At 40.0% G+C, this 25,832-nt stretch carries 25 protein-coding genes; 15 read left to right on the forward strand and 10 right to left on the reverse strand.

From position 1 onward, the window contains the following. Window positions 1-409: 409 nt before the first annotated feature. Window positions 410-964 carry a DNA starvation/stress protection protein DpsA gene (gene dpsA / locus H6G59_RS07765; RefSeq protein ID WP_071188235.1) on the reverse strand — a complete coding sequence of 185 codons (555 nt, stop codon included), beginning with the start codon at window positions 962-964 and terminating at the stop codon, window positions 410-412. A 398-nt stretch (window positions 965-1,362) separates the two neighbouring features. Here dpsA and H6G59_RS07770 point away from each other — a divergent pair, with 398 nt between their 5' ends. Next, entirely contained in the window at window positions 1,363-1,620 is a 258-nt protein-coding gene (locus tag H6G59_RS07770; protein ID WP_190713055.1) for an Asr1405/Asl0597 family protein, read from the forward strand. Window positions 1,621-1,660: 40 nt separating this feature from the next. Continuing rightward, window positions 1,661-2,278 (forward strand): (2Fe-2S) ferredoxin domain-containing protein, encoded by a 618-nt coding sequence (locus tag H6G59_RS07775; RefSeq protein ID WP_190713057.1) that lies wholly within the window; start codon window positions 1,661-1,663, stop codon window positions 2,276-2,278. A gap of 78 nt (window positions 2,279-2,356) precedes the next feature. Here the strand turns inward: H6G59_RS07775 and H6G59_RS07780 are convergent, their stop codons facing one another. Both H6G59_RS07780 and H6G59_RS07785 read right to left on the reverse strand, forming a co-directional pair. Beyond that, on the reverse strand, window positions 2,357-3,481 hold the full coding sequence (locus tag H6G59_RS07780) for a Rid family detoxifying hydrolase (protein ID WP_190713059.1): 1,125 nt from the start codon (window positions 3,479-3,481) through the stop codon (window positions 2,357-2,359). 135 nt (window positions 3,482-3,616) lie between these two features. Then, window positions 3,617-4,048 (reverse strand): NUDIX domain-containing protein, encoded by a 432-nt coding sequence (locus H6G59_RS07785; RefSeq protein WP_190713061.1) that lies wholly within the window; start codon window positions 4,046-4,048, stop codon window positions 3,617-3,619. A 140-nt stretch (window positions 4,049-4,188) separates the two neighbouring features. Between H6G59_RS07785 and malQ the strand changes: the two genes are divergently transcribed. After that, window positions 4,189-5,697 carry a 4-alpha-glucanotransferase gene (gene malQ, locus H6G59_RS07790; protein WP_190713063.1) on the forward strand — a complete coding sequence of 503 codons (1,509 nt, stop codon included), beginning with the start codon at window positions 4,189-4,191 and terminating at the stop codon, window positions 5,695-5,697. Window positions 5,698-5,910: 213 nt separating this feature from the next. Here malQ and H6G59_RS07795 read toward each other — a convergent pair whose 3' ends face one another. Further along, window positions 5,911-6,723 carry a helix-turn-helix domain-containing protein gene (locus H6G59_RS07795; RefSeq protein ID WP_190713065.1) on the reverse strand — a complete coding sequence of 271 codons (813 nt, stop codon included), beginning with the start codon at window positions 6,721-6,723 and terminating at the stop codon, window positions 5,911-5,913. After that, window positions 6,720-7,514 carry a pseudouridine synthase gene (locus tag H6G59_RS07800; RefSeq protein WP_190713068.1) on the reverse strand — a complete coding sequence of 265 codons (795 nt, stop codon included), beginning with the start codon at window positions 7,512-7,514 and terminating at the stop codon, window positions 6,720-6,722. The genes H6G59_RS07795 and H6G59_RS07800 overlap by 4 nt, the downstream gene beginning before the upstream one ends. A gap of 132 nt (window positions 7,515-7,646) precedes the next feature. Between H6G59_RS07800 and H6G59_RS07805 the strand changes: the two genes are divergently transcribed. Beyond that, the gene (locus H6G59_RS07805; RefSeq protein ID WP_190713069.1) at window positions 7,647-8,360 is read left to right on the forward strand and encodes an LmeA family phospholipid-binding protein; all 714 of its coding nucleotides are present in this window, start codon (window positions 7,647-7,649) and stop codon (window positions 8,358-8,360) included. Between the two features lie 39 nt (window positions 8,361-8,399). On the opposite strand, the gene H6G59_RS07810 is transcribed toward H6G59_RS07805, so the two are convergent. Both H6G59_RS07810 and cbiT read right to left on the reverse strand, forming a co-directional pair. After that, the gene (locus tag H6G59_RS07810) at window positions 8,400-9,275 is read right to left on the reverse strand and encodes a phosphatidate cytidylyltransferase (RefSeq protein WP_190713072.1); all 876 of its coding nucleotides are present in this window, start codon (window positions 9,273-9,275) and stop codon (window positions 8,400-8,402) included. Window positions 9,276-9,339: 64 nt separating this feature from the next. Beyond that, a complete protein-coding gene (gene cbiT, locus H6G59_RS07815) occupies window positions 9,340-9,942 on the reverse strand; it encodes a precorrin-6Y C5,15-methyltransferase subunit CbiT (protein ID WP_190713074.1) in 603 nt (200 codons plus the stop codon). A gap of 180 nt (window positions 9,943-10,122) precedes the next feature. Here cbiT and H6G59_RS07820 point away from each other — a divergent pair, with 180 nt between their 5' ends. The 3 genes from H6G59_RS07820 (at window position 10,123) to tatA (ending at window position 13,335) form a co-directional block, all read left to right on the forward strand. After that, complete coding sequence (locus H6G59_RS07820; protein WP_190713259.1) at window positions 10,123-11,514, forward strand: serine/threonine protein kinase; 1,392 nt, start codon at window positions 10,123-10,125, stop codon at window positions 11,512-11,514. A gap of 225 nt (window positions 11,515-11,739) precedes the next feature. Continuing rightward, entirely contained in the window at window positions 11,740-13,137 is a 1,398-nt protein-coding gene (locus H6G59_RS07825) for a serine/threonine protein kinase (protein ID WP_190713076.1), read from the forward strand. Between the two features lie 39 nt (window positions 13,138-13,176). Then, window positions 13,177-13,335: a twin-arginine translocase TatA/TatE family subunit gene (gene tatA, locus H6G59_RS07830; protein WP_190713079.1), complete on the forward strand. Its 159-nt coding sequence runs from the start codon at window positions 13,177-13,179 to the stop codon at window positions 13,333-13,335. A 55-nt stretch (window positions 13,336-13,390) separates the two neighbouring features. Here tatA and cphA read toward each other — a convergent pair whose 3' ends face one another. Next, a complete protein-coding gene (gene cphA, locus H6G59_RS07835; protein WP_190713261.1) occupies window positions 13,391-16,093 on the reverse strand; it encodes a cyanophycin synthetase in 2,703 nt (900 codons plus the stop codon). A gap of 173 nt (window positions 16,094-16,266) precedes the next feature. Beyond that, window positions 16,267-17,130, reverse strand: a complete 864-nt coding sequence (locus H6G59_RS07840; RefSeq protein ID WP_016950702.1) for a cyanophycinase — start codon at window positions 17,128-17,130, stop codon at window positions 16,267-16,269. A 746-nt stretch (window positions 17,131-17,876) separates the two neighbouring features. Between H6G59_RS07840 and trmD the strand changes: the two genes are divergently transcribed. The 8 genes from trmD (at window position 17,877) to argH (ending at window position 24,835) form a co-directional block, all read left to right on the forward strand. Then, complete coding sequence (gene trmD, locus H6G59_RS07845; protein ID WP_190713081.1) at window positions 17,877-18,635, forward strand: tRNA (guanosine(37)-N1)-methyltransferase TrmD; 759 nt, start codon at window positions 17,877-17,879, stop codon at window positions 18,633-18,635. A 55-nt stretch (window positions 18,636-18,690) separates the two neighbouring features. Next, a complete protein-coding gene (gene ispF / locus H6G59_RS07850) occupies window positions 18,691-19,173 on the forward strand; it encodes a 2-C-methyl-D-erythritol 2,4-cyclodiphosphate synthase (protein WP_190713263.1) in 483 nt (160 codons plus the stop codon). A gap of 34 nt (window positions 19,174-19,207) precedes the next feature. Next, on the forward strand, window positions 19,208-19,684 hold the full coding sequence (locus H6G59_RS07855; RefSeq protein WP_190713083.1) for a hypothetical protein: 477 nt from the start codon (window positions 19,208-19,210) through the stop codon (window positions 19,682-19,684). A 51-nt stretch (window positions 19,685-19,735) separates the two neighbouring features. Next, complete coding sequence (locus H6G59_RS07860) at window positions 19,736-20,362, forward strand: PIN domain-containing protein (protein WP_190713086.1); 627 nt, start codon at window positions 19,736-19,738, stop codon at window positions 20,360-20,362. Between the two features lie 20 nt (window positions 20,363-20,382). Next, window positions 20,383-22,170, forward strand: coding sequence for an ABC transporter substrate-binding protein (locus tag H6G59_RS07865; RefSeq protein WP_190713089.1), 1,788 nt, complete (start codon window positions 20,383-20,385; stop codon window positions 22,168-22,170). A 104-nt stretch (window positions 22,171-22,274) separates the two neighbouring features. Further along, window positions 22,275-23,063: a nickel pincer cofactor biosynthesis protein LarB gene (larB, locus tag H6G59_RS07870; protein WP_190713091.1), complete on the forward strand. Its 789-nt coding sequence runs from the start codon at window positions 22,275-22,277 to the stop codon at window positions 23,061-23,063. Window positions 23,064-23,165: 102 nt separating this feature from the next. Continuing rightward, a complete protein-coding gene (locus H6G59_RS07875) occupies window positions 23,166-23,372 on the forward strand; it encodes a hypothetical protein (protein ID WP_190713265.1) in 207 nt (68 codons plus the stop codon). Window positions 23,373-23,449: 77 nt separating this feature from the next. Continuing rightward, window positions 23,450-24,835 (forward strand): argininosuccinate lyase, encoded by a 1,386-nt coding sequence (gene argH / locus H6G59_RS07880; RefSeq protein ID WP_190713094.1) that lies wholly within the window; start codon window positions 23,450-23,452, stop codon window positions 24,833-24,835. 103 nt (window positions 24,836-24,938) lie between these two features. Here the strand turns inward: argH and H6G59_RS07885 are convergent, their stop codons facing one another. Further along, on the reverse strand, window positions 24,939-25,103 hold the full coding sequence (locus tag H6G59_RS07885) for a hypothetical protein (protein ID WP_016860072.1): 165 nt from the start codon (window positions 25,101-25,103) through the stop codon (window positions 24,939-24,941). Window positions 25,104-25,832: the final 729 nt, after the last annotated feature.

A 25,832-nucleotide genomic window follows, 5' to 3' on the forward strand; every position in this document is an offset into this window, starting at 1 on the left:
CTTACACCTTTGGGTACTAGAAGTCGAGGCTACTATAAATAAATCTGTGTACTTAAGCTCCAAACACCTGATCATACCTGAAAAGGAAGAAGGACGAAAATAAGTAATCTTAATACTGGGGAAGTATTAATAAGATAAATTTTCAATAACTCCAGAATAAATTTACTCCTGTTATTATGTGCATTTTTAGCCACAAAATAATATTGATAATGCTAATAACAATATTTATTAATTACTACTTGATCTTAAAAAGAACTTAACCTAAAAATAATCTCATTTTTTATACAGATATTCAATCAAAATGGCAGAAAGGTCTATATTTCCCTCTCTGCCATCATTGATCATTAAATCGTCTGAGAAGCTAATTTAGGCTTCATGCTAAGTGATAATAATCGAGATGATGTGGATTTTAGTTTTGAGCAGGTTGGACAAAACCTAAAGTTAAACTATCCTTAGCTAAGAAATGAGCCAAATGATAAGCTCTTTCTTCAGTTTTTAACAGGATTTTTTCGTAAAGATAGCGTGTACCACGATCACCTAAACTCTCTGCCTGAGAAGCTTGACGGCGAATTACGCTAATTATTGCTTGTTCTGCTACTAGATCATTTTCTAGCATCTTCCGGGCTGCATACGCGCCATCCGTTTCAGGCTCAAAGCAGCATAATTCAGCTAATTTGCTAAAACTTGCAGCAGGTACACCACCTAACCCATTTAACCGTTCACCAATTTCATGGATGTGGTCTTGTACTTCTTTATAGCTGGTATTAAAAAACTCATGCAGCGAGTAAAATTCTGCACCTTCAACTACAAAATGGTGTTTTTGATATTGTAGGTAGAGCGCTTGAAAACTAGCTAATACAACATTGAATCCTTCAACTACTGGAGTTGTAACACTCCGATCCAGTAATACAGGATTGTCATATACTTGACCAAAATCTTGTAACAAAATTTGAGTATCAGACATTGTTCTCCTCGCTTTTAAACAGTTATATTTTTCAACTGTTAAGTCTTTATATATTAACACTTAAAAAAATCTCGGCAAGCCTATTCAATCTTGCAGATTTTGGCATTTTCAAGGCTGTGAGTATCAATTTTGATTCTAGTCAACTACTAAGAATCGATTTAATTTAGGTTAATTTAGGTGCATACATCTAAACCATCATTGACTTATACCGCTAAATATGCATATATCCTGAGGAATATCTCTCCATTATAGAAGTGAGATATTTTTGCAAAATTAATGCAAATTATTTTCACTAGTATGTTATAAATTGAAGAGAATTAAATTCTACAAACTCCTATGCACAGGGAGTTTACTTGTTGTGTTTACTGCAAGTTTGTTGCACTTTGAGGGCAATTCGCTTGAAATTTTTTAGCTCAGAAACAGGAATAATACAGGTTGTTGAGGTGAATTGGGCAGATCGTTGGCAAGTATATCAACGTCTGCGTGAGTTGGATATTACTTGTGGTTGTGAAATTAACCAGCCATTACAGGTAGAAATAGCCAGTACCACAGCAGCTATTCAACTTTGGAGCGTGATTCGACAATTCACGGCTTCTCGTCAAGAACTGATTTGCACTCTTGAACATTGCTGGCGTATTCGTCACCAACAGTTTTAATTGGCTAATAACTTTTCTTCATTCACCGGAGGTCAAAAAAATGCATATATATACTCAGACACAAGTAACAGAATTTTGCCTGGAAGGTCGGTTTTTAGATTTTGTGATCAAAGACGGATATAAGCTTAAAGCCTTATTATTGTGGACTTCTGAAGGTGAATGTTATGTAAAGTTAGCCAAGCATTTACGGAGTACTTTTGATTTGCGTTTACCTAAAGGGACTTGGCTGCAAGTTGTGGGAACAAAACAGTATGACGCAAAAAAGGATAAGCTGACACTGAAAGCAGAACGTGTAATGGCTGCGCGTGAGGAGATGAGTAAACAACCTGCATTAAAGAATCAGAACCAACCAAAACCAGCTAAGACACAAACAATTTTAGTTTGTCAAAAGTCAGATTGTATGAAGCGCGGTGGTAAGGCTATGTGTCATGCTTTAGAATCTGAGTTGAGAAATAATGGTTTAGAAGATAATGTAATTATTAAAGGTACCGGCTGCATGAAAAACTGTAAAGCAGGGCCAAATTTAGTGATGCCAGATAAAACTCGCTATAGTAAAATTCAAGCTGCACAAGTGTCGGCGTTGATAGATAAGCACTTTGGTGCTGAAATTCAGGAACAGTCAGAAAATATAGCTGTACCTCGGTTTGCTAAAGTTTAGCGAATAGATATCTCCGAAAATTAAATATGCGTGATCTGAAACTCTTGTAGAGACGTTACATGGAACGTCTCTACATTTTTAACCACTAATCACCGCGATACAGTCAATTTCTACCAGCACATTTTTAGGTAAACGCGACACCTCAACACAAGCACGCGCTGGGGCTGTATCTTCGGAAAAATATTTTGCATAAACCGCATTTACTGCGGCAAAATCATTCATATCAGCTAAAAATACACCAGTTTTAACCACATCTTGGAAAGTAGCGCCAGCTGCTGTCAGAATGGCTTCCAGATTAGCCATTACCTGTTCAGTTTGCTTAACTACATCATCTGTGTAAACAACATCACCGAGTCGAGGGTCAATGGCAATTTGTCCAGCTACAAACAACATTTGTCCAGATGCGACGATGGCTTGATTATATGGTCCAACTGGTGCTGGTGCTTTATCAGTACGGATTACTTTACGAGTCATAGATATCACTTTTTCTAATGGTGCTTGTTGTTTACCGAATTCTAAATCAGTAGATGTTTGGTAAACTTCTCCATCTGGCATTATCGCACCTGTGAGGTCTGCATTTTTAAAGGTTGCACCGTAAATATTCGCGCCGGTTAGATTTACCTTTTTCAGATTGGCATCGTCCAGATTTGCATTCATCAAGTTTGCGTTTTCAAGACAGGCTCTTTCTAAATTTGCACCTTGTAAACTAGCGTTTATGAGATTTGTTTCTGCTAGATAAACCCCAACTAAATCAGCTTCAACTAAATTTATATCTGACAGATTGCATTGACTCAACGATGCTCCTCGAAGTATAGCTTTTTGAAGAATTACACCTTGAAGCTCTGCACCAGTTAATTCTACCTGAGTTAAGTTTGCTTTTGTAAAGTCTGCCCTAGTCAAATTTGCATTTTTCAAATTTGCATAACTTAAGTTTGCACCACTGATATCTGCCCAACTAAGATTCATTGAATCACCAGACAAATGTGTTAAATCAGCATCTATTAGAGATGCCCTGGAAAAACTTGTTTTCCCAACATAGGCTTTTGTGAGTTTTGCTTCACTTAAGTCTGCTCCATTGAAGTTGGCTTGACGTAGGTCTGTTTCACTTAAATTCACACCTTTGAGGTTTACACCTCTAAGATTTTGATTTTGAAAATTACGTTCCCCAGCCGCGTATTTTTTTAAAAGTTCCTCAGCGTCCATAAAGCACCATTCAATACCCTGAACCAAGTATAAACGCAAAGGTTTGTATAAACTCTCTTTCCTTCTTCCCTCTTCCTTCGCGCCCTATCCCTACGGGACACTTCGCGCCCTTCGCGCCTTTGCGGTTCATTTCTCTTATCCCAACCTCGGACGAATCCCATAATGCCGATATTGCCAATAATCGCGCAAAATCCGGTCATGATCAAAACACAAATTGCCAGGAACACACCAAGGCTCAAAAATTCCTACACCCTTAGCATCATCACCCGCTAAAGGCTCACCCGTAGCTGTAGCCAAAAACACAATACTAATTGTATGCTGACGAGGATCACGACTAGGGTCAGAATATACCAACAACTGCTCTACCAACTCCACCTGTAAGCCTATTTCTTCCTTAGCTTCCCGTCGTGCAGCTACTTCCACCGGTTCCCCATAATCAACAAACCCACCGGGTAACGCCCAACCTAAAGGCTCATTATGGCGCTCAATTAAGATAATCGGTCGATGAGGTCTATCAATTAATTCGATAATAATATCAACGGTTGGTGCAGGATTTCTGTAAGTCATATTTGTTAATGGTTATTTTTACTAATCTTCCCATTTCTTAACTGTTGTTCCTATTTCTTCATAAACAGCAACTGTAAACGCTGACTATGACGTGATAAATTCGATGGGTGTTTTACAGACTCCTATATTTCAGGTTAATTATGCCTTTTCCCAGATCCAGCGGTATTTTGCTGCATCCCAGTTCTTTCCCCAGTCGCTTTGGTATTGGGGATTTAGGTTTAGAAGCTTATCATTTTATTGATTTTCTCAAAAATAGCTACCAGCAATATTGGCAAGTTTTACCCTTGGGACCGACTGGGTATGGTAATTCTCCTTATATGTGCTACTCAGCAATGGCGGGAAATTACTTTTTAATTAGTCCAGAAAAGCTAGTAGATGAGGGGTTATTAACTGAAGATGATTTTGGTAATTTACCAAATTTTCCGGCAGATAAGGTAAATTTTGAGCAAGTTATACCCATTAAGGTAAATCTGCTCATCAAAGCTTGCAATAATTTTAAAAATCATGCGACTGATTTCCAAAAGAAAGGATTTGCTGATTTTTGTCGCACCAAAGGCTATTGGCTAGATAATTATGCCTTGTTTATGGCGCTGAAAGATGCCCACAATGGTGCAAGCTGGAATACTTGGGAACCAGAACTAGCGCAGCGTGAACCCGCAGCATTAGACCAGATTACACAAAAGCTAGAACAGGAGATTTTTTATTACAAGTTTATCCAATACGAGTTTTTCCGTCAGTGGTCAGAACTCAAAAGTTATGCTAACGAAAATGGGATAGATATTATTGGTGATATCCCCATTTATGTAGCTCATGATAGCGCTGATGTGTGGGCTAATCCTGATATTTTTGCTCTAGATGAAGAAACTGGCAAAGCGGCTTTAATGGCTGGTGTCCCACCAGATTACTTTAGCGCTACTGGTCAATTGTGGGGCAACCCGGTTTATAAATGGGAAGAGTTGCAAAAACAAGACTTTAAGTGGTGGGTGCAACGCTTTGAAGCAATGCTGGATTATGTGGATATAATTCGCATTGATCACTTCCGGGGATTTGAGGCTTATTGGGCTGTACCCCAAGGTGAAGAAACAGCTATCAATGGTGAATGGATTGAAGCGCCTGGGGTAGCTTTTTTTGAAGTTATTAAACAGAAGTTGGGTAAATTACCAATTTTGGCGGAAGATTTGGGGATTATTACGCCACCAGTGGAAGCCCTGCGGGATCAATTTGAATTTCCCGGTATGAAGGTGTTGCAATTTGCTTTTGGTTCTGATCCTGGGAATCCGTTTTTACCGTTTAATTATCCACGTAATGCTGTAGTTTATACTGGCACTCACGACAATGACACGACTGTAGGCTGGTTTAATAGTGCGAATGATTACGAAAAGCAAAATTTGTTGCTTTATTTGGGTTCTATCAGTCCTGACGGCATACACTGGGATTTGATTAGATTAGCTTTGAGTTCCATTGCCAATCAAGCTATTATTCCTTTACAGGATGTTTTAGGATTGGGAAATCAAGCCCGAATGAATTATCCCAGTACGGCTGAGGGTAATTGGGATTGGCGTTATCAGGGTGGGGTTTTGAGTGGGGAATTGTGCGATCGCTTGAGAAATCTTACCAAACTTTACGGACGCGCTCCTAGAAATTCCTGATCAACGGGTTCTGAAAAAGGAGTATAAAGAGTCATCAATTGTTAGCTCTCAAAACTCCATACTCAACGCCCAGCAGTGCATCAAAAGGAAAGGGGGTTGTCTAGAAGAAGAGAGAACTCCCTACCCTAAGGTAGGGGCTGAAAACAAATTTACGCGGTAATTATAAATAGATTGTTTTCCCTTTTTGCCTCCTTCCTTTTTGGTCAACACTCCTCAGGACTTGGCTTTAGCAGCAATCCTGACTTCTCCTGCTTTCCCTGGTTTACCCATTTCCTTTGCTTGTTGTTGATTGACACTCATGAGTACACCACCAGCATTATCAGTTTTAATAGTGAGTTGCTGAGTAGCTTTCCAATTGCGGTGAGATCCTTGCGGTAGAACTCCCTCAAACTCGGTTCTACCATCAGCGATGACACGAATCCAAGACGAAGACTTCAATGTGACCCCAATTTCCACTGTTTGAATATCTGTCCTAGGGCTAAAAGTATCACTAACAAGTTGAATTTCTTGTAACTCTTTGGATTGGATCTGTTGTGGTATTAAGCCCGATTCCGTTTGGGACTGGATCTCTAGTTGGTTATTATTTGCTTGGAGAGCTTCATTATTTAATAGCTGAGACAGGCTTTTCACTGAACAGATAATTAGAAAAATGTAAAGTAAATAAAGATGAACAGGACGCAATTGTTCAATGGGTTTAGCTTTCCAAGTCCCTGGCAAACTAAATGATGGGTAACCAATCGGAAAAGTACTAGCAAATTCCGCGCCCTTCATCCCCAACGCATCAGCAAATTGCCTAATTAATCCTTGAATATAAATGGGTTCTGGTAAATCTTTCAAATCACCTGTTTCAATAGCCTGCAATAGTCGCCGAGGAATTTTAGTCAATACTACCAATTCGTCTAGAGATAAACCCTGTTCTTGACGCAATGAGGCAAGTTGAGCGCCTAATTGTTGCAATTTTTCGGATTGTTTTTCCTCTATGGAAGGTTTAATAAGCTGTTTACTATTCCTTTTTAGCCATTTCATGATTTTTCTGCACTCCTTAACTCAGCCGACTTTTTAATAGGTGTGTGATTTAACTGCTGTTTTAAAAAATTAATCTCGTCTGGTGTGAGATCACGGTAGTTACCTGCCTCCAAAGATGGCGCTCTTGGCTTTTGTAATTGAATTGAACCTATAGCAGTACGTTGTAGTTGGATAACTGGATATCCTAATTGTTCAGCTATGCGGCGAATCTGGCGGTTTCTTCCCTCCTGTAAAATAATTTCTAGATAGCTTTGATCAGGAAGACGTTTAATCAAACGTACCTGGGCGGGTCGTGTTTTTCTTCCTTCTAGGACTACACCTTGTCTCCACTTCTCTAAAACTGCTTCTGGGGGATGTCCATTGACCAAAACACGATAGGTCTTAGAGATACTATGACTAGGATGTGTGAGGCCAAATGTCAAGTCTCCATCATTGGTGAGAATTAACGCTCCTGTAGATTCTGCATCTAAACGGCCAACAGGGTGAATACCTAAACCATCTCGTAATTCTTTTGGTAATAAATCCAGGACGGTAGGTCTTCCCTGAGGGTCGTAGCAGGTAGAAACAACTCCAGCTGGTTTATGAAGCAACAGATAAATTAAAGCTGGACGCTGCTTTTGGGACACAAGTTTACCATCAATGGAAATAATATCTACTTGGGGATCGACTTTTTGTCCTAAATGTGCCAAGATTCCATTGATATGCACTCGTGACTGCTTGATCATCTCTTCAGCTTCACGACGTGAGGCAATACCCCATTGAGCAATAATTTTTTGTACCCGTGCCTCCATGTGACTATCACTTCTTTTTTAATACTTAAACTCTAATATTTGCATTTTGTAGTTAATAGCCATAAGTGTTACATTTAAGACTTGTTTAAGTTTTCTCAAATTTTGAGCAAAAATACCCGATATAGTTGTTAAATGAGAAATCTTAGTTCCTCGGTAACAAATGGCCAGAAAATCCGCATAATCTCACAAGTTTTGACAACAGCGATTAAGCTATGGCTCAAAACCCAATTAAGTCAAGTATGCCAGCTTGATGTAGAGATTAAAGCAAGCGATCGCCAGATTCTTTCTGGGAAGATTCCTGCGGTTTCTATTTTTGCTAGTAATGCAATTTATCAAGGAATTCATGTTACAAGTGTTCAACTTTGGGCAGAGAATATACAGATAAACATTGGCTCTGTACTTAAAGGACAGCCACTGCGACTATTAGAAATAGTACCAGTGGTAGCTGAACTGATTGTGGAAGAACAGAATCTTAATAACTCACTCTCATCGGAATTATTATCGACTACTTTAAATGATCTACTGGTTAAATTATTACCAGAACAGTGCCAAAAATCCAAGCCGATTTCTTGGCAGGAAATTACCCTTGACAATCAGCGCTTAATACTGAAGGGTCTCTTAGCTTCCGAAAACAAACCCACCTTGTTGGAAATGTGTGTAGGTCTAGAGCTACTTAACGGACAAGAATTACAGTTAACAGAGATTAAAATCGAGCATGATCAAGAAGTACTCTTAGAAAATAATTCTGGATACAATTTCTACCTAGGTTCAGATGTGGATCTTCAAGAAGTAACGGTGGTTCCCCGGCAACTAGTATGTCGTGGGCGAATTAACGTCAATCCTTAAGTCAGTTATCAGGTGTCATTTTTTTGACTGTTAACTCACTTACGGTAACAGGAGTGTGACGAAATAATAAACCAAGGGAGCCGTAAAAATATAACTATCAGTACGGTCTAAAATACCCCCATGTCCGGGGATCAACTGTCCTGAATCTTTGACTCCCGCATCACGTTTAAGCAGAGATTCGGTTAAATCACCCAAAAGACTAGCAATCCCGATGAGCAAACCTAGTGCAGAACCTGTCACTAAGGAGTGCGGTAAATCCAGAACGTAGGCTCCGGCGATACCCACTGTTACACTGGCGGTAATGCCGAAAACTGCGCCTTCTACAGTTTTTTTAGGGCTGATGTCAGACAAGGGAGTTTTACCGAAGAACTTACCAATAATGTACGCGCCGATATCTGCTGCCCAAATACACAAGAAAGTTAGGACTGTAGCCGTTAAACCCTGTGGTAAAGAGGCAAAATTTCCCTGTGCTAAAACATCGTTCCAGTTGGTAGGCCAGTAGCCCCCTAAGGGGAGATTGCTGATAGTTGCGCTATCGATATCCCGCAACCGCACCCAGTAACTCGGCAAGTAACCTACATAAAATAGCCCCATAATCGAGGCTGAAATATCTGCAATTGTGGCTAATTGAGGTTGAAACAGCAGATAAAAACAAATAAGTGTGCCAGCTATGGGCATAACCGCATCAGCTAAACTACTATCAAGAGTACAAATGGCTAATAAAACTTGACTAACAAACATTGTAGTTTTTGCCGCAGGAGCTATGCCTCTGGCTCGCACCAAATTAAAATATTCCTGTTGACCTAAAAAAACAACAATAGCGATCGCAATAGTAAAGTACCAACCTCCTAACAAAGTTGATGACAGCGCCATAGCGATCGCAATAACTCCACTAATAATTCGAGACCAAGGCATAATAGTATTTTGGATTTTGGATTTTAGATTTTGGATTGAATCCAAAACCGAAAACCGAACAAATTTAATCTAGCTTCTCACCACTGAGAATAAAAATGGGATCAGCCGCTACAAAGGTTTGCGAAAAGCCGCGTGTCTCTAAGCGGTTAACCGATGACTGCACAACTTCAATATTTCTAGCTCTTAACTGAGAAAAGCTCTGGGAAATAGCATACAGACTTTCTAGATTAGCAGCTGTAGCTACAACTCGGCCGGATGGGGGCAAATAACGCCATATCACTTGTAAAATTTCTTGGATAGTACGTCCTCCTTCAATACAGATGCGGTGAGGGGGAACTTTAATATCGTGCAAACACTCTGGGGCGCTACCTTCTATTACTTCCACATTTTTCACCTCAAAGCGATCGCAATTGCGTTTAATTAAATTAGCCACTTCTCCATCTCTTTCCACAGCAATTACCCGTCCCTGTGGACAAAGCAACCCCACTTCTACAGGAATTGTACCTGTACCCGCACCAATATCCCACAACACTGAATCTGGTTTTAGTCGCAGTTGGGAGATTAACAACAATCTTAGTTCTCGCTGACTCAGGGGAATACCTGGTAAATTCTCAAATAATTCGTCAGGAATACCGGGAGTAATGTAAGGCCAAAGTTGAGAAGGCATAAGCAATTAAAAATTAAAAGTTAGAAATTAAAAATGGAAAACCTAGTTTTAGTAAGCATTCTGGCTACAGGCTGTCTAAAATTTAGATGTGGTATCCTTGAATAAGGATACTGACTGAACTTATTGAATTCAGTAATAAACTAGAGAAAGTTTAACTACATAGCCCTATAAGTAATCATGATGAATAGGGAAATATTGGCAAATCGCTACGAAGTTCAACAGCAGTTAGGCAAAAAGTCAGGACGACGAACTTTATTAGCGCGTGACTTGGTAACTGGTGACTTGGTAATTGTCAAGTTGCTTGCTTTTAGTAGTGACTTTGAGTGGGATGATCTCAAACTTTTTGAGCGGGAAGCAGAAACCTTAAAATCTTTATCACATCCCCATATTCCTCGCTACTTAGACTATTTTGAGGTTAATTCCCCCACATATAAAGGATTTGCCCTCATTCAAACTTATATCCCAGCCCAAACCTTAGAACAATATTTACAAGCTGGTAGGAAATTTACAGAAATTGAAGTCAAAGAAATTGCTTCATCAGTTTTAGAGATTCTCATATATTTACATCGGTTAAATCCACCAGTTATCCACCGTGATATTAAGCCTAGCAATATTTTGTTAGGAGAGCGATCAGGTAATAGTGTAGGTCAAGTGTATTTAGTAGATTTTGGTTCAGTCCAAACCGTCTTAGCCGCAGAAATAGGAACAAGAACTATTGTTGGGACTTATGGCTATATGCCACAGGAACAATTTGGAGGGCGCACTGTTAGAGCTTCTGACCTTTATAGTTTAGGCGCAACTCTGATTTATTTGGTGACGGGTACTAACCCAGCAGATTTACCCCAAAAGAATTTTCGCATTCAATTTGAACAAGTTGCTAATCTTAGTACCAGTTTTACTAAGTGGTTGCAGCGAATCACGGAACCAGATTTAGAACAGCGTTTTCCTAGTGCAACTGAAGCACTGACAGCATTAGAACAGCCAGAATATACTGAAATCAAAGCTTTAACTTTTGGTAAACCAGTAGGTAGTAAAATTCAACTCACCAAAAATGAAGATACTTTAGAAATTACAATTCCCCCTGTCGGCTTTCAATCGTCGATGATATTTATAGGTTTCTTTGCCACATCTTGGAATTCATTTATCTTAATTTGGACTATTGGCGCTCTTTCTGCACCTTTTCCTGGCAATATCCCCTTTGCTTTGTTCTCCCTACCTTTTTGGTGCGTAGGTTTTTCGATGATATACGGTATATTGTATGGTTTATTTGGTAGTTTAAAAATTAGTATAGATTACCAACAAATTTCTCTTAATCATCAGTTGGGAAAATGGAAAATTCCCCGTCGTCGTTCAGCTTTTAGAGAAAGTATTAACAAACTGGTTTATACGCCGAAATATTTTACTAAAGACTCAGATGGTGATAAAACTCAAGTACCTGCCAAATTGGTAATTTGGGCAGGAGTGGAAAAATTTGAGTTTGATGTTAATAATGTGACTATTCAATCTGAAGCAGAACTGGAATGGTTGGCTAATGAATTAAGTGATTGGTTAGGTATAGAAATCACCAGTTAAATAGGTAGGCGTTAAAAATTGTCGTTATGGCAAGGCAAGAGGCAGCTATGCTGGAGGGAAGAGGATTTTAGTATATTTTACATTTTTGTACTTGCTGTGGTTTTTTCGTGCCGACTTACTTAGACTAATGCATTCCAAATTTGTTAACTAACCTACTTGGCGATAGCCCCTTATCTAAGCCATGATTTATTTAGCACAATAACCAGGGTGTAAACTCATAAATTTATGGGCAATATCTTAGCAAATCGCTATGCAGTGCAGAAGCAGTTAGGCAAAAAAGCCGGACGACGCACGCTGTTAGCAAAAGACTTAAAAACCGAAGAACTGGTAATTGTTAAATTACTTTCTTTTAATAGTGATTTTCAATGGGATGATCTGAAGTTATTTGAGCGAGAAGCAGAAACATTAAAATCTTTATCCCATCCCTGCATACCCCGCTATTTAAACTATTTTGAAATCAACTCCTCTACATTTAAAGGTTTTGCTCTCATTCAAACTTATATTCCTGCTCAAACCTTAGAGCAATACTTACAAAGTAGTAGGAAATTTACAGAATCAGAAGTTCAACAAATTGCTAAATCTGTACTCAATATTCTCATTTATTTACATAGCTTAAATCCACTTGTAATTCACCGTGATATTAAGCCTAGTAATATTTTATTAGGAGACAGGACTGGTAATAATGTTGGTGAAATTTATTTGATAGATTTTGGCTCAGTACAAACAATTTTAGCAACGGAAGGGACAGGAACAAGAACTATTGTGGGTACTTATGGTTATATGCCACAGGAACAATTTGGAGGTAGAACAGTTCCAGCTTCTGATCTTTATAGTTTAGGATGCACAATCATTTATTTAGTTACAGGTTCTCATCCCGCAGATTTACCAGAAAAAGATTTTCAGATTCAATTTGAAGAATTCGCTAATCTGAGTCCAAATTTTACTAACTGGTTAAAATTGATGACTGCACCTAGTTTAGGAAATCGTTTAAGTTCTGCGGATGAAGCATTGAAAGCCTTAGAAAAACCTTTGTTACCAACACCAACAAATACTAATTTAACTTTAAAAAAACCAACTGATAGTAAAATTAATCTGACTAAAAATCAGGATTTTATAGAAATTATTATTCCGCCAGTTGGCTTAAAAATGTCTACATTTGGCTTATTTATCGGCAGTGTCGCTCTAACTTTCGTAACTTGGGTATATGCTGCATTTTATATACAATATGCACTGTATAGTAAATTAAATTTAATAATACTAATTGGGTTTTTAAGTGGAACATTAACATTAATGTACAAGTTATTTTTTCGATTGTTTGGTAGAATTAGATTGCTGATCAATCAACGTCAAATTACGTTAACTCATGAATTGTTTGGGACAAAAATACAATTTACCAGACCAGAGAAACAAGAAGATATTTGTTTACTCCAAAGAATCAGAAAGGCTGGATATAAAGATTTGCAAGTTAGTACAGTAGAAATTAAAGCTAAAATTATAATTTGGGCTGGTAAACATAAACAATACATTCTTGGTAATGATAACGAATTAATATCTGAATCAGAACTTGATTGGCTGGTACATGAATTAAGTGAGTGGTTAGATATGCCAATCAGAACAGAATAAATTCTATAGTTAATTACAGTAGCTCAAGAGGAAAGTTAGATGTTTGGACTAGGATGGCCGGAAATAGTGATTATTGCTATAGTTGCTATTTTGATTTTTGGATCGAAGAAAATTCCTGAATTGGGGGGAGTTTTGGGAAAAAGCCTCAGGGGTTTTAAGGAAGAAATGAAAAATTCCGATGACGAGACGAAACAATAACACGAAAAAAAACAATCACAAGTAGAGACGAGTTGATTTGCGTCTCTACTGGTAATTAGAGTAGGGTATTAACCACGGAAGAAGGTGCTACCCCATTTTGGGAATCATTGATATTAGTAGTTGAACTTTGTGGCTGTATTTCTTCGTGAACACCCCGCACCTTAATTAACTTAATAGCCCGATTAACGCTTTCTGGCAAAATTACCACCAGACTACCATCAGGAGCCATATCTAAGGCTTTATTGATTGCTTGGGTTTCATCAAGGATTGATTCAAAGCGGCAATTAGGCTTGGCTTGAGTAATGCCTTGAGTAATCAAATCAGACGCTGAACCACGGAGACGACCTCTAGTATCATCATCCTCTTTAATAATAATGTAGTCAAAGATATCTGCGGCTAATTTACCCAGAGTAACAAAATCTTCGTCACGGCGATCGCCAGGGCCACCAATTACACCAATTCTCTGTCCAGTTGTCCAGTTGCGAACAAATGATCCCAACGCTTCGTAACTAGCGGGATTATGGGCATAGTCTACCAAAGCGTGGTATTTACCCAAATTAAACAGATTCATTCGTCCAGGCGTTTGACTAACTGAAGCGCGGAAAGTCTTTAAGCCAGCCCGAATTTGTTCAATTGTGACGTTCTGCACGAAGGCTGCCAAACTTGCTGCTAAAGCATTGGCAATCATAAATGGCGCTTTTCCACCCATTGTCAAGGGTATATTTTCTGCTTTTTCTATGCGGTGTGTCCAATCACCTTTGACAATTGACAAATAGCCATTTTCATATACTGCTGCTACTCCTCCCTTTTCTATATGCTTTCGCACCAGTTCCGAACTTGGGTTCATGGTGAAGTAAGCAATATTCGCTTTCGTCTTTTCTGACATGGTGGCCACGCGGTTATCATCGGCATTAAGTACCGCATAGCCATCAGGGTATACAGCTTCAGCAACTACACTTTTGAGATTAGCTAATTGATCAATAGTGTCTATATCACCGATACCTAAATGATCTGCGGCTACGTTGAGGACGACACCCACATTGGCAGATTCAAAGCCCAACCCCGAACGGAGAATACCGCCACGGGCTGATTCTAATACAGCGACCTCCACAGTTGGGTCTTGGAGTATGACATGGGCGCTTTGGGGTCCTGTATTGTCTCCGGCCTCTACTAAGTAATCTCCGATGTAGGTTCCGTCTGTAGTTGTATAACCTACAACCTTACCTGTTTGCTTGTAGATATGTGCTAACAGGCGAGTAGTAGTAGTTTTGCCATTAGTGCCTGTGATACTGAGGATGGGAATACGGCTAGATTGTTCATTAGGGAACAGCATATTCATCACTGCACCAGCAACGTTGCGGGGGATGCCTTGACTGGGGGCAACGTGCATTCGGAAACCAGGGGCGGCGTTAACTTCTACAATTACGCCATCCAATTCTCTGAGGGGACGGCTAATATCGGAAGTGACAATATCAAGTCCAGCAATATCTAAACCGATAATTTTGACTACTCGTTGTGCCAGCCAGCGATTTTCAGGGTGGATTTCGTCGGTGCGGTCTACGGCAATACCACCTGTACTCAAATTTGCCGTTGCCCGTAAATAACAAATTGTTCCCTTGGGCGGCACGCTGTTGAGATTGTAGCCTTGTCTTTCTAGCAGCTGGTAGCTGGTGCGGTCTAGTTCAATTTTGGTGAGAACGTTATCATGACCTTCGCCGCGATTAGGGTCAAGGTTTGTTTCTTCAATCAGTTCAGCAATGGTGGATCTACCATTCCCAACCACATGGGCTGGAACTCGTTCAGCGACTGCGACTACTTTGCCATCTACTACTAGTACCCGATGGTCGCGTCCGACATAATAACGCTCGACAATGATAGAACGGGAAACCTGTCTAGCTGCTTCGTAGGCTGCTTCAGCTTCATCCCAACTTCTGATATCAATGGTGATGCCGCGCCCATGATTACCATCTAGGGGTTTAATGACGATGGGATAACCGCCAACCTGCTCAATTGATTCTTCCAAATCATCCAAGAAGTTGATGACCGTACCTCTGGGTACTGGTACACCATTAGCTGCGAGGATGCGCTTAGTGGCTTCTTTATCGCAAGCTAGTTCTACTCCTAGAATGCCTGTGTTATCACTCATTGTGGCCTGCATTCGCTTCTGGTTAACGCCGTAGCCTAACTGAATCAGAAAGCGTGCAGCTAAGGGCATCCAAGGAATGCCGCGTTTTTCTGCTTCTTTGATAATTGCTTCTGTTGAAGGTCCTAAAGAAGCATCGCGCAAAAAGTCTTTCAGGTCTTGGATATCTTGTTCTAGTTCTGCCTTGGGATAACGACCTCGATCAACAATACTTTGGCACAGCCGAACTGCGGCACGTCCCGCATAGCGTCCAGCTTCCTCGTTCAGATACTCAATTACTACCTGGAAAATCCCAGGTGTGGCAGTTTCGCGAGTGCGACCAAAACCTACGTGCATTCCAGCTAGTTCTTGGAGTTCTAGAGCTACGTGTTCCACGATATGGCCCATCATTGTGCCTTCTCGTACGCGCATCAAAAAACCACCTCGACAGCCTGGTGAACAATAGTGACCTTCCAGACTTGGCAGCGCCTCAACTAATCCTTCATAAAAGCCAGGTATTTCATTCGAGGGCGTCTCGGCAAGGTTTTCTAGATCGAGGCGCATGACGATCAGCTTGTGGCGTCGAATGCTCCAGTAGTTTGGGCCGCGTAAGGTCTGGATCTTGAGGATTCTCATGGGAATAGGTAGATGGAGATTCGGAACCAAAATTCTAGTTTCTTACTGGAATTGACCGCTAAACTGTTTGTCATGAACAGTTTTTTCTTTTTAGATAGTATTCATCTAATTGATTTTTGCAGCAACAAATAAAGGTGCGGTCAACACAGTGTAACCTCAGATACTCTATCCCGTCAGCTGGAGATGCGATGCACAGCAGGTAATACAGTCCGTTGGTATAGATGGAATCGATCTCCGTAACTGAGGATATGTAAACGTAAATTATGTACTGTTAAAGGTTCATTGGCGCTGACATGGGGTTCGTTGGTATGGGTGAGTTCTGTGGGGTCAACAATGGTAACACTGCCTTTGCCCACGACTTGGAGCCAACCGTCACGTTCAAATACAGCACAAGTATCTTCGTCAATGCCAATGCCTAGACGATCAGGATGAGCAGCGATCGCACTTACTAATCTTCCCATACGATTACGGTTGTGAAAGTGTTGATCTACTATCACTTCAGGAATAAATCCCAAACCTGTTGCCATATCCACTAGGGAACGATTGGGTGTTTCACCACTACCACCGCCTGCAATCATATGATGTCCCATTACAGCTGCCCCCGCACTAGTTCCTGCTAGGGTTAGTTGTCCTGCTCTGACTCGTTGCCGGATAATTTCCATTGCTGGTGTGTCTGACAGAACTCCACAGAGCCGCAATTGGTCTCCTCCTGTTAAGAAGACTCCCGTACAGGCTTCAAGGGCTGCTTTAATTTGGGGATTTTCGCATTGTTCCCGTTCACGAATGTCTAAAATCTCAACTTTTTCAGCACCCATTTCTTCAAATATGCGAATATACCGACCACCGATAATGGCGGGTTCGCGGGAGGCTGATGGAATAATTGTAATATACGCCTTGTTAGCGCCAGCACGACCAAAAAAAGTTCGTAGGATGTCGCGTCCGTGAACTTTGTCTTCTGCGCCTCCGATAACCAGAACGGCGGTTTTTGTTGCTTGGGGTGTCCTCATTTCCAGCGATTTAGCTTTTAATTGCTGCATTGTGTTTCTCCTGTCAACAACTTCAGGAGCCATCGCCTTGGACGGTGAGTGCAGCCACACGTGCGGTGAAACAGCCCGATCTTGGGGTTTCCCCAAGTAGAGGGACTGCTGAACCCGTAAGGGCTTTGCCGCCGAGTGGACTGCCGAACCCGAAGGGGTTTCCCGGCTTTTGGCGAATGGCGTGTGAATTTAACAAGGTTTAGTAGCCTGTTGATTTTCGCCTTTTGATTCTTCGAGAGGACACTGCTTGACGCACACGATACCTCAGCCGAATCATGTCCGTTGCTGTTCCTCATCGCCACCGCCTTGTTTTTCACCTATCCACTTGCTTCAGACTGGCTTTGATATTGCTTGGGGCTAGGGTTCCCCTCTGGATTGGGGCAAGTAGGTCTTGACACTCTTCATTCTGAGGCTGGCTCGATGCATCCTGGAAGTTGTTAACTTTGGTGGGATTATTAATTTAAATTTAGTTGTGACAATATTTAAACATAAATTAAGTAATTAGAAAAACTTTTGATCCCACCAAAAAACCAAGACTTCTGGTACTTTTAGATACTATTGATGAAGTTTAACTCTAGTTTTACCTCTCTTCGACTTAAGGGAACAGGAAATATGGATCTGTGAACAGGTGAAAATTCTACTTATCACCACTCACTTATTCCCCATTACCAGCCCGAACACGGATAATTTAGCAATTTACGTTAAATGTTCCAATCTAAGATTAGTGTCCTTGAATACGAATTACTGTGCGTTTTGATATAGTTACGCTTTTTCCTGACTGTTTTCACTCGGTTCTGAGTTCCGGTCTTTTGGGTAAAGCCCTAGCCAAACAGATTGCCCAAGTGCATCTGGTCAACCCCAGGGATTTTACCACTGATAAGCATCGAAAGGTGGATGATGAACCTTATGGCGGCGGTGTGGGGATGCTGATGAAGCCTGAACCTATTTTTGCGGCTGTGGAGTCGCTGCCGATTCTACCGCGCCGAGAAGTGATTTTGATGAGTCCCCAAGGTCAAACAATTAATCAGCCCTTGCTGCGCGAATTAGTGACAAATTACGACCAATTGATTGTGATTTGTGGTCATTATGAAGGGGTGGATGACAGGGTGCTAAATTTAGTCACTCGTGAGGTGTCTTTGGGCGATTTTATTCTCACTGGTGGAGAAATCCCTTCTATGGCTTTAATTAATGGGGTAGTGCGTCTGCTGCCAGGAACTGTGGGGAAGGTGGAATCTCTCAAAGCAGAAAGTTTTGAAGAAGGGTTATTGGATTTTCCCCAATACACTCGTCCTGCTGATTTTCGCGGCTGGAAAGTTCCAGATGTGTTATTGAGTGGTAATCATGCGGAAATTGCTAAGTGGCGTTTCCAACAACAAATTCAACGCACTGCTTCCCGTCGTCCCGATTTGCTCTCAAAATGGCAAAAAGAGAGGGAGCAGGGAGATGGGGAGATGGGGAGACGCGGAGATGGGGAGACGCGGGGACGCGGGGAAAATGAAGAATAACTTAATTACCTATTTCCAATGACCAATGACCAATGACTAATGACTAATGACGACTATGAACATAAGAATTGGTAACGGCTACGATATTCACAGATTGGTAAGCGATCGCAATTTAATTTTAGGCGGTATTCACATTCCCCATGAACTAGGTTTATTGGGACACAGTGATGCTGATGTCCTCACTCATGCCATCATGGACGCGATGCTAGGCGCTTTATCTTTGGGGGATATTGGTCATTATTTCCCCCCTACTGATCCCCAATGGGCTGGGGCTGATAGTTTAGTATTATTAACTCAAGTTCATCAACTCATTCGTGACCAAGGTTGGAAAATAGGAAATATTGATTCTGTTGTTGTGGCTGAACGTCCGAAATTGAAACCTCATATTTCTAAAATGCGGGATAAGTTAGCAGCAGTTTTAGAAGTAGAACCAAATCAAATTGGTGTTAAAGCTACTACTAATGAAAAATTAGGACCAACTGGTAGAGAAGAAGGTATTTGTGCATACGCTGTGGTTTTGTTGGTAGCGGGTGATTAGTTAAATTATTTACTGAATTAGAGGAAACAATGATATGGACATCAAATTTTCTGATAATATTTCACAATATCTCCCTTTTAGGAATAGGAATGGAAATATTGTTTTATTAGTTGAAATAAAAGCCGAAAACCTAGAAAATGTTTTTAAGCAAAATGCTATTTCTCAATTGAAAACATACTACTTGCAGAATATTAAACAGGATATCAAAAAAGATATTCCTTTCGGTATGTTAGTTGATTTGGAAGAAATTAATATTTTCTCATTGACTGAAGAGCAAAATATCAAAGATTCAATATCTCTGAAAACAAATGATATACTCAGCATCTACGATCCGGAATTTAGTCAAAAAAGAATATTTAATTTTCATCTAGAAACTCTTGTTCAATCTTGGCTAAGAGATTTAGCATATCATTGGAATTCAGATAGGCCACCAGCGTATGATGAAGTAGCCAAAATTGGGTTGTTGTCATTAATAGAAGGAGAAGAACATACTTACATAATCAGAAATTGAGTAACATATTTACACTTACATACTTTTGATTAGGTTATTAGGAAAATTTAGGTGCTGATACTATACATAGAGACTAATATTATCATGGCTGTCGCCAAAGGAAGAGACTTAGAAGCAGAAAAGTTACTGCGTTATCCTCCTCCATCAATGCGTATAGCCATACCTGCTATTTGTTATATAGAAGCAATTAATACATACAGGAAGGATAAGGAATATCAATTAAAATTTCAAGCAGAAATGGATAAACAAATTAACGAATCAATACGTGATCAAACATCTATTCACGCTAAATCTTTTTCTCGGCATTTACAAAAAGCATCAATTGAAAACACACTATTATTAAATAATATTCAAAACCGTTTCTCTGAAATCATAAATTTACTAATTGAAAATGCAGAAAATATAAATTTTAATGGCAGTATAATTAAGGCAATTTCAGAGCAGATTTTCCTAGAGAAAGAAACATTATTAATCAAGAATGATCTGATGGATAACTTAATATTACAGTGTATTTTGAGTCATGCAAATCAGCATCATAACAAGCGAAAAGTCTTCATAAGTGGTAACACTAAGGACTTTGGGAAAGAGAATGTGAAACAAATTTTAAATAGTGCAGGTATAGAATACTTTGGCAATACTAAAAACTTTCTAGGTTGGCTAAATTCTCAATCATCCTAATTAATTACTGCGAATAAATTATGACATTAATTAAAAAGATATTTAATCACACAAAACGCTTTTTATTACTCATAACTCTCCTGTCATTTACAGCAATATCAATTACTGCTTGTAATCCAACAAAGCTGAAAAGTCAGGCTGCTCAAATACCGCAATTAGTAACTAGCATTCTCAGTGATCCTAAAACATTTAACTATGCGCTAAATGCGGAATCTCCCAACATTTTTGGTTTGACTTATGAAGGATTAACTAACGAAAACTATGAAACTGGTCAAATTGAGCCAGCTTTAGCAGAATCATGGCAAATTTCTGATGATAAGTTAAAAATTGTCTTTACTTTGCGAGAGAATCTAAAATGGTCTGATGGAAAACCGCTGACAGTTGATGATGTAGTGTTTACTTATAAGGATATTTATCTCAATGAAGATATTCCTACTGATATAAGAGACACGCTTAAAATTGGTGAAAATCGCAAGCTGATTGCTGTACGGAAAGTTGATAATCGACGAGTTGAGTTTACTGTTCCAGAACCATTTGCACCATTTTTGCGTAGTGCTACAGCATATGGTATTTTACCAGCCCATGCTTTAAAAGAATCAATTAAAACAAAAGATAATGAGGGTAAACCAAAATTTCTAACTAAATGGGGTGTTGATACTCCACCAGAACAAATCATTGTCAATGGACCTTATAAACTAGAACGCTATGATACTAGTCAACGTGTAATTTTCCGCCGAAATCCTTACTATTGGCGCAAAGATGCTCAAGGTAAACCTTTACCTTATATTGAAAGGATAGTTTGGCAAATTGTCGAATCAACAGATACCTCTTTGCTGCAATTTCGTTCTGGTGGTTTAGATAGTGTAGGGGTGTCTCCTGATTATTTTTCTTTGCTGAAAGTTCAAGAAAAACAAGGTAATTTCAAAATATATAATGGTGGGCCTAGTTCTAGTACTACATTTTTGTTCTTCAATTTGAATAAAGGGCAAAGGAATGGTAAGCCACTCATTGATCCAGTTAAGTCACGTTGGTTTAATACGGTAGAATTTCGGCAAGCTGTAGCCTATGCCATTGACAGGCAAACAATGATTAATAATACTTTTAGAGGTTTAGGCAAATTACAAAATTCACCTATTTATGAAAAAAGTCCCTATTATTTATCGCCTCAAGAAGGACTGAAAGTTTATGACTACAATCCAAAAAAAGCCAAGCAACTGCTGATTAAAGGAGGATTTAAATATAATGAACAAGGTCAAGTATTAGATGCTGAGGGTAACGTTGTTCGCTTCACTTTAATTACAAATGCTGGAAACAAAATTCGTGAAGCGATGGGATCACAAATTAAACAAAATTTGGGCAAAATTGGCATTCAAGTTGATTTTACACCAATGGCATGGAATACATATGTAGATAAGATTTCCAACACCCTTGACTGGGATGCTGGTTTAATCGGATTTGGTGCTGGTTTAGAACCAAATGATAGTGCAAATCTTTGGTCTCCTGAAGGTGGATCGCATTTATTTAATCAGAAACCACAAGCTGGACAAAAACCAATTCAAGGTTGGGAGGTTTCTCCTTGGGAAGCAGAAATTGGTCAACTCTATATTCAAGGTGCAAAGGAGTTAGATGAAGCAAAACGGAAGGTAATTTATAGCAAAAGTCAGCAGATTACCCAAGAATATTTGCCCACGATTTATTTAGTAAATCCTTATTCATTGGTAGCTGTACGCGATCGCTTTGAAGGGATAAAATTCTCGTCCCTTGGTGGTGCTTTTTGGAACATTCATGAAATTAAAATTACTAAATAGGTGATAGGTTACAGGTGAAAGTTAAGAGTAAATAGCGAACAGCAAGTGAGAATTTTACCAATCACCAATTACCGATTACCCATTACCCATTACCAAAAATTGCTGTGACTCAACCTGAAGCTTTGCGATCGCTCTTAGAAGCCGTCGCCAATGGTAAAGTAAGCCCAGAGATGGCATTAAACTCACTCAAAGACTTAACCTATGAATCTGTAGGTGACTTTGCCAAAATCGATCACCATCGTCAGCTAAGAACTGGTTTCCCAGAAGTGATTTGGGGGCCTGGTAAAACACCTGATCAAATTGCTCAAATTATGGAAGTCATGCGTCAGCGTGGTTCTGTCGTCATGGCCACCCGGATTTCCCCTGACGTTTATGCCGCACTGCAAAAAAAGGTGCGGGAACTGCAATACTTTGAATTAGCGCGAATTTGTGCCATAACTCCCTCCGTAATTGAACCTAGATTTTCTGGCAAAATTACGATTCTTTCGGCTGGTACTGCTGATTTACCAGTAGCTGAAGAAGCCGCAGTCACAGCTGAACTTTCTGGTTTTCTTGTCCAGCGTCTTTGGGATGTTGGTGTAGCGGGGATTCACCGCTTACTCAACAACCGTCACCTGATTGATTCAGCATCAGTATTAATAGTTGTTGCAGGTATGGAAGGCGCTTTACCTAGTGTGGTTGCAGGTTTGGCAGATTGTCCCGTAATTGCTGTTCCCACCAGCATTGGTTATGGTGCGAGCTTTTCCGGTTTAGCACCTCTATTGACAATGCTCAACTCTTGTGCTGCTGGTATAGGTGTAGTCAATATCGATAATGGCTTTGGTGCAGCAGTTCTAGCGGGACAAATTTTGCGGACTTCAGAGAAATTACGCTTGGCATCACAAACATCTTAAAGTTATGACATTAAACTATTCAGGGTAAAAAATTGGGTATTATCGCTTAAACTTTAGATGTCATCTGCTACTGTTAACTCAAACACGCAGCCCAAAGAAAATATGACCTACTTGAGTGATTCCATATCTCAGCTAATTTGGCATTTGCCTGTAGACATCACTTTCCTAGCTCAACAAGTTCGTGATGCCGATCTTATGGGTCAAATTCAACGAAATTGGGGACATTTCGTCCAAAGCGGACAAATTTGGGCTTTATTGACTGGTTTGATTATTGGCTATATGCTTAAGAGTTTAACTAGTTACGGTTAAATTGATTTGAGATTTTAGATTTTGGATTTATCATCAATCCGAAATCTAAAATTGTTTTTTCCTCTTTCTTCAGATTTATGACCGAAAAACAAACTTGGAGCCAGCGATTTGAATCCGCACTGCATCCAGCTATCGCTCGTTTTAATGCCAGTATAAGTTTTGATATCGAATTAATCGAATATGACATCACTGGTTCCCAAGCTCATGCCAAAATGCTGGCTCACACGGGGATTATTTCCCCAGAAGAAGGAGAGCAACTAGTTACAGGCTTAGAACAAGTCCGCCAAGAATACCGCCAAAGAAAATTTCAGCCTGGTATCGATGCCGAAGATGTACATTTTGCTGTTGAAAAGCGACTAACAGAAATTGTCGGTGATGTGGGTAAAAAGCTACATACAGCACGCTCTCGCAACGACCAAGTAGGAACTGATACCAGACTCTACCTCCGCGATCAAATTCAACAAATCCGCCAATATTTACGGGAATTTCAAACTGTTTTACTCGATATAGCTGAACAGCACGTTGAAACCCTGATTCCTGGCTATACTCACCTGCAACGCGCCCAACCGGTGAGTTTAGCTCACCATCTCCTGGCATATTTTCAAATGGCGCAACGGGACTGGGAACGCTTGGAAGATGTTTATAGCCGAGTGAATATCTCTCCTTTGGGGTGTGGCGCTTTAGCGGGAACTACTTTCCCCATTGACCGCCATTACACAGCGGAATTATTAAAGTTTGATAGGGTTTATGCTAACAGTTTGGATGGAGTGAGCGATCGCGATTTTGCGATCGAATTCCTCTGTGCGGCAAGTCTGATTATGGTTCACCTCAGCCGACTTTCCGAAGAAGTCATTCTATGGTCATCAGAAGAATTTCGTTTCGTCACCCTCAAAGATAGCTGTGCCACAGGTTCCAGCATCATGCCCCAAAAGAAAAATCCCGACGTACCAGAATTAGTACGTGGTAAAACAGGGCGTGTCTTTGGTCATCTCCAGGCCATGTTGGTGATTATGAAGGGGCTACCCCTGGCATATAATAAAGACTTACAAGAAGATAAAGAAGGTATTTTTGACAGCGTTAATACCGTAAAAGCCTGTTTAGAAGCAATGACTATTTTATTACGGGAAGGTTTAGAATTTCGCACTCAGCGCTTGGCAGAAGCAGTAACAGAGGACTTTTCCAATGCTACTGATGTGGCAGATTATCTAGCGGCACGGGGTGTACCTTTCCGGGAAGCTTACAACCTCGTCGGCAAAGTCGTAAAAACCAGCATGGCAGCTGGTAAACTGCTCAAAGATTTGCAGTTAGAAGAATGGCAACAATTGCATCCAGTATTTGCCGCTGATATTTATGAAGCAATATCTCCCCGTCAAGTAGTTTCTGCCCGCAACAGTTACGGTGGTACTGGCTTTGCCCAAGTTAGACAAGCGCTCGTCACTGCCCGTACAAATATCAGTAACTGAGTATTTGTAACTCAGAATTAAATTCAGATTGCAAAATTTAGGGTGTACTTTTGTACACCCTAAAAGTGCAAAGACTCAAAGAGTAGAGAAATAAATAGGCATATTACTCAGCATCAACTGCTGCTGCTCCTTCATCTTCTTCACTCTTAGGAGGTCTTTGTTGGAACCTTCTTTGCATTCTTCCTGTCGTAGTCCGTTTACGAAACTTTCTGGCATATGCCTGGTTCCGTAGCGCCTTTTCTTTTTTGGGGTTACGGCGCTTGGCCATATTCACCTCATGAATAAACAACAAAAAATTGGCATCTAGGCAATATCAGCTACCGATATTATTGATATACTTTTAGCCTAGTGCAAAAAATCAATACATTAGAAACAGCATACCATCCTATCGTATTAAAATAGGTGATGTCAAGCAAAAATTAGAATCATTTACCCAAAATTTCAACTTTGTACGTAAATAATCTATTTTTGAGATCACTACCTTAGCCAAATTCAAAAAAGTCTTGATTCGTAGGTTGGGTTGTTCGCGTTAGCGTTGCGGAGAAATCAGCATGAAACCCAACAAATGCGTTGGGTTGCGCTGTCGCTTAACCCAACCTACCAAAAATGGCGAAGGTATTGTGAGATTATACGTGTTTTCTGGATTTAAACAAAAAATTGATCATTATAGTAATCATCAATGATATCTGATAGCTTGCGTGGCGTAGCCATAAAATTTTAAGTCTGGTAGATAGGGATATGCCCACCGCAGCAATGGTTTTGTGGGCAATGCCCAGCAGCATCTCCAGATTTTGGTGGGCATTGCCCAGCATCTCCAGATACTGAGATTTTTTCAATAATCAAATCGGATTCCTATATTATAAATACTTTTTTTAGATAAGTAGTTAAGAATTTCATCAAGAAGACAGTTCATCAATTCATGTTATTAAGCAAAATGTCCTGAATTGACTTTACCAACCTCGTATTTATTAGAGTTTATAATTAGGTTTTGGCTCTG

It is taken from the genome of Anabaena lutea FACHB-196 (assembly GCF_014698305.1).
Classification (GTDB): domain Bacteria; phylum Cyanobacteriota; class Cyanobacteriia; order Cyanobacteriales; family Nostocaceae; genus Anabaena; species Anabaena lutea.

Excerpts from the sequence above, each read along its gene's own strand:
- dpsA (WP_071188235.1), bottom strand. The coding sequence starts at position 964 with ATGTCTGATACTCAAATTTTGTTACAAGATTTTGGTCAAGTATATGAC.
- H6G59_RS07775 (WP_190713057.1), top strand. The coding sequence starts at position 1,661 with ATGCATATATATACTCAGACACAAGTAACAGAATTTTGCCTGGAAGGT.
- H6G59_RS07780 (WP_190713059.1), bottom strand. The coding sequence starts at position 3,481 with ATGGACGCTGAGGAACTTTTAAAAAAATACGCGGCTGGGGAACGTAAT.
- H6G59_RS07785 (WP_190713061.1), bottom strand. The coding sequence starts at position 4,048 with ATGACTTACAGAAATCCTGCACCAACCGTTGATATTATTATCGAATTA.
- malQ (WP_190713063.1), top strand. The coding sequence starts at position 4,189 with ATGCCTTTTCCCAGATCCAGCGGTATTTTGCTGCATCCCAGTTCTTTC.
- H6G59_RS07795 (WP_190713065.1), bottom strand. The coding sequence starts at position 6,723 with ATGAAATGGCTAAAAAGGAATAGTAAACAGCTTATTAAACCTTCCATA.
- H6G59_RS07800 (WP_190713068.1), bottom strand. The coding sequence starts at position 7,514 with ATGGAGGCACGGGTACAAAAAATTATTGCTCAATGGGGTATTGCCTCA.
- H6G59_RS07805 (WP_190713069.1), top strand. The coding sequence starts at position 7,647 with ATGAGAAATCTTAGTTCCTCGGTAACAAATGGCCAGAAAATCCGCATA.
- H6G59_RS07810 (WP_190713072.1), bottom strand. The coding sequence starts at position 9,275 with ATGCCTTGGTCTCGAATTATTAGTGGAGTTATTGCGATCGCTATGGCG.
- cbiT (WP_190713074.1), bottom strand. The coding sequence starts at position 9,942 with ATGCCTTCTCAACTTTGGCCTTACATTACTCCCGGTATTCCTGACGAA.
- H6G59_RS07820 (WP_190713259.1), top strand. The coding sequence starts at position 10,123 with ATGAATAGGGAAATATTGGCAAATCGCTACGAAGTTCAACAGCAGTTA.
- H6G59_RS07825 (WP_190713076.1), top strand. The coding sequence starts at position 11,740 with ATGGGCAATATCTTAGCAAATCGCTATGCAGTGCAGAAGCAGTTAGGC.
- tatA (WP_190713079.1), top strand. The coding sequence starts at position 13,177 with ATGTTTGGACTAGGATGGCCGGAAATAGTGATTATTGCTATAGTTGCT.
- cphA (WP_190713261.1), bottom strand. The coding sequence starts at position 16,093 with ATGAGAATCCTCAAGATCCAGACCTTACGCGGCCCAAACTACTGGAGC.
- H6G59_RS07840 (WP_016950702.1), bottom strand. The coding sequence starts at position 17,130 with ATGCAGCAATTAAAAGCTAAATCGCTGGAAATGAGGACACCCCAAGCA.
- ispF (WP_190713263.1), top strand. The coding sequence starts at position 18,691 with ATGAACATAAGAATTGGTAACGGCTACGATATTCACAGATTGGTAAGC.
- H6G59_RS07855 (WP_190713083.1), top strand. The coding sequence starts at position 19,208 with ATGGACATCAAATTTTCTGATAATATTTCACAATATCTCCCTTTTAGG.
- H6G59_RS07865 (WP_190713089.1), top strand. The coding sequence starts at position 20,383 with ATGACATTAATTAAAAAGATATTTAATCACACAAAACGCTTTTTATTA.
- H6G59_RS07875 (WP_190713265.1), top strand. The coding sequence starts at position 23,166 with ATGACCTACTTGAGTGATTCCATATCTCAGCTAATTTGGCATTTGCCT.
- argH (WP_190713094.1), top strand. The coding sequence starts at position 23,450 with ATGACCGAAAAACAAACTTGGAGCCAGCGATTTGAATCCGCACTGCAT.
- H6G59_RS07885 (WP_016860072.1), bottom strand. The coding sequence starts at position 25,103 with ATGGCCAAGCGCCGTAACCCCAAAAAAGAAAAGGCGCTACGGAACCAG.